This window comes from Acidovorax sp. LjRoot204 (assembly GCF_056175785.1).
Genome location: NZ_JBGFFF010000300.1, coordinates 1 through 2259 on the forward strand (window position 1 = coordinate 1; position 2259 = coordinate 2259).

Consider the following 2259-nt stretch of genomic DNA (forward strand, 5'->3'; position numbering starts at 1 on the left):
GGTCCACGGCCAGTTCAAAGTCGGCACGCGGCAGAGTGAGCCGGATGCGCAGGTCTCCGGGCGCACTCATGGCAGCACCCGCGAGCCACGGTTCTTGAGCAGCGCCAGGCACAGCAGCACCACGAACGAGAACAGCACCATGCCGCCCGCCAGCCAGTGCGCCTGGGCGTATTCCATGGCCTCCACATGGCCGTAGATCTGGGTGGRGACCACCCGTGTCTTGCCCGGGATGTTGCCGCCAATCATCAGCACCACGCCAAACTCGCCCACCGTGTGGGCAAAACTCAGGATAGCTGCGGTAAGCAGACCGGTGCGGGCCTGCGGCAACGCTACTGTGAAAAACGCATCCACCGGGCTGGCCCGCAGAGTGGCGGCCACTTCCATCGGGCGGCGGCCCATCGACTCGAAGGCATGCTGCAGCGGCTGCACCGCAAACGGCATCGAGAACACCACCGACCCAATCACCAAGCCCGTGAAGGTGAACGACAGCAGGCCCCAGCCCATGGCCTGCGTGAACTGCCCGAGCGGCCCGGCAGGCCCCATGGCAACCAGCAGGTAAAAGCCGAGCACCGAGGGCGGCAGCACCAGCGGCAGGGTCACAAAGGCGCCCACGGGCCCCTTCCACCACGACTCGGTTTGCGACAGCCACCAGGCCAGTGGCGTGGCGATCAACAGCAGCACGAGGGTGGTGAGGGTGGCAAGCTGCAGGGTCAGCCAGATGGCTTGCAGTGCTTCAGGGCCCAGAGGCATAAAGGAAAAGGGCGGTGGCGTGGATGGGGTGTGAGTATCTCAGTGCTCGTAGCCAAAGCCGCGGATGACCGCGCGCGCCTTGTCGCCCTTTAGGTATTGCAGCAATGCCGCCGCTGCGGCGTTGCCCTGGCCCTTGGTCAGCAGCACGGCGTCCTGGCGCAGCGGTGTGTAGAGCGCTGCAGGGACGGCCCACACCGAGCCCTCCACCAGGCGGCCATCGGCCATCACCTGCGACAGGGCGACAAAGCCAAGCTGGGCATTCTGGGTGGCAACGAACTGGTGGGTCTGGGCAATGTTCTCGCCCTGCGCAAACTTGGGCCGCAGGGTGTTCAGCACGCCCATTTGGGTCATTACCTCCACTGCGGCAGCACCGTAGGGGGCGAGCTTGGGGTCGGCCAGCGCGATCTTTTCGAAGGTGCCGGATTGGAGCACCTGGCCCTGTGCATCTACCAGGCTGGGCTGCTTGCTCCAAAGGGCCAGCTTGCCAATGGCGTAGGTGAAGCGGCTGGCATCGACCGCCAGGCCTTCCTTGGCGAGCCTGGCCGGGGTTTCATCATCGGCGGACAGCAGCAGGTCAAACGGCGCACCGTTCTTGATCTGCGCATAGAACCGCCCGGTGGAGCCAAAAGCCAGCGTGGCTTTGTGACCAGTGTCCTGCTCGAACAGGCGGGCAATCTTTTGCATCGGGGCGGTGAAGTTGGCGRCCACGGCCACCGACACCTCACCCGCTTGGGCCGAAACCGCCATCGCCAACAAGGCGGCCACGGACAACAGGAAAYGCTTCACGACAATCTCGCTATTCTTCATTGGAATAGCGGGACTGTAGCATGTCAGCCACTGCGCTATTCCATTGATGAACAGCGATGCCTCAAGCGTCTGTACCACCCAGTTAACATGCCCGCATGAGCAATTCTTCACTGCCACTGGCCGAGGTGCTGGGCCACGAGGCCACGGACAAGCGCATCGACATCCTGCGCCGCATCGGCGAGGTGGGCTCCATTTCCGAGGCGGCGCGGGGCGCGGGCGTGAGCTACAAGGCCGCCTGGCAAGCGCTGGAGACGCTGACCAACCTGGCCGGCGTGCCACTTGTGGAGAAGGTGGTGGGCGGCACCGGCGGCGGTGGGGCGGCACTCACGCCAGCCGGACAGCGGGTGCTGCAGGCTGCCCATGCGCTGGCGGATGCACGCCAGCAGGTGCTGGGCCGATTGAAGAGCGACGACGACGCAGCGACCGGCCGCGCCGCACTGGCGCTGCGCACCAGCATGCGCAACCAGTTTCCTTGCACCGTGGGCCAGGTGCGGGCCGTGGGAGGGCAGGTGCGTGTGCAGCTGCTGCTGGCGGATGGGCAGGCGTTGCATGCGTCCATCACGCGGGTCAGCGCGCAGTTGCTGGGTTTGAAGGCAGGGGTTGGTGTGCTGGCGCTGTGCAAGGCGACGGCGGTTCAGGTGGCCCCTGCCCCTGGCAGTCCCGCAGGCAATGCCATGGCCGGGGTGGTGCGTAGCATCGCTC

The 2259-nt window shown here is 65.8% G+C and carries 3 protein-coding genes; 1 reads left to right on the plus strand and 2 read right to left on the minus strand.

The window, feature by feature from the left end; all coding sequences use genetic code 11:
* Window positions 1–66: 66 nt before the first annotated feature.
* The gene (modB, locus tag AC04MI_RS24730) at window positions 67–750 is read right to left on the minus strand and encodes a molybdate ABC transporter permease subunit (protein ID WP_476498989.1); all 684 of its coding nucleotides are present in this window, start codon (window positions 748–750) and stop codon (window positions 67–69) included.
* A gap of 39 nt (window positions 751–789) precedes the next feature.
* Window positions 790–1557: a molybdate ABC transporter substrate-binding protein gene (gene modA, locus AC04MI_RS24735; protein WP_476498990.1), complete on the minus strand. Its 768-nt coding sequence runs from the start codon at window positions 1555–1557 to the stop codon at window positions 790–792.
* 95 nt (window positions 1558–1652) lie between these two features.
* On the opposite strand from modA, the gene AC04MI_RS24740 reads away from it, so the two are divergent.
* A partial coding sequence (locus tag AC04MI_RS24740; RefSeq protein ID WP_476498991.1) for a TOBE-like domain-containing protein occupies window positions 1653–2259 on the plus strand: 607 nt, incomplete at its 3' end.